Raw genomic sequence first — 976 nt, forward strand, 5'->3', positions numbered from 1 at the left:
CAAGCCCCTCTTTTGAGGGGCTTTTTATTGAATACCACAGAATATTGATACAAGCTAAAGCCTATCTAGTTTTATTTAATTGCAAACGTAGGTTCTAGCAGGGATGAAAACAGCGCGTCGAATTCTAATTCTCTTACTGGTGGTATTGATTGCCCTTCCGGCGGCCATTATTGCGCTGTTAACCACCTCATACGCCAATTCTACATGGCAATGGGTTTCACCCTACCTTGGCTTACCGATCCAAGCGGAGCGCGTTCATTACGACTTCCCTTACCACCTTTCGCTGCAAAACGTTCGCTCCCAAGACGCTCAACTGCCTTATATTGAACAAGTCGACGTATGGCTGAACCCTGACATACGACGAGATGGGAAATGGATTATCGATAGCTTGCTGATCGATGGGGTGAGTCTAAAAAAAGGCATACCGACACAGCCTAACTTAGAGTCGATCCAGTTCCACCAGATTGCGCTGAAAAATATTGATTACGCGCATGCCCGCTTTTCCGTACCTGGATTGAGTATCCAAATCCAAGATCCTACTTGGCTAAACGCTCAACAATTATGGCCTTACGGCGCTATTCAGGCTTCTGCAGAGCAAATGTATTGGCACGGTGAGGCGATACAAAAAGTACTGGTTGATGTGGATTATCAAGCCCAAAACAGCACCCTCTATGGCACGTCTTTTAAATGGCGCAATAGCCAAATATCAGGGCAAGGTGAGCAATATCCGCAAGGCTGGTCTTTGGTCAATGTCACGATTGATAAGTTGGCAATCACCAATGCACAGCGACAATCTTTACTCTCTAAACCGTGGCAAGAATTGCCGTTCACCATTAACCACATTAATAGCCTCGACTTGCTTAACGCCGATATTGAATGGGGGGAATGGCACTGGCAAAACCTTGAACTGTCCGTTGAAGATGCCTCACTGCCTGCATCTCTATGGAATGCCACTGCCAAAGTGTCTTTACAAGCT

The 976-nt window shown here is 46.1% G+C and carries 1 protein-coding gene; it reads left to right on the top strand.

Translation table 11 applies throughout. The features are described from left to right. Positions 1–103 precede the first annotated feature (103 nt). Positions 104–976 (top strand): AsmA family protein (locus R7Q48_RS25180; protein ID WP_318132866.1); only part of this gene is annotated, 873 nt, incomplete at its 3' end.

It is taken from the genome of Vibrio sp. 378 (genome assembly GCF_033339435.1).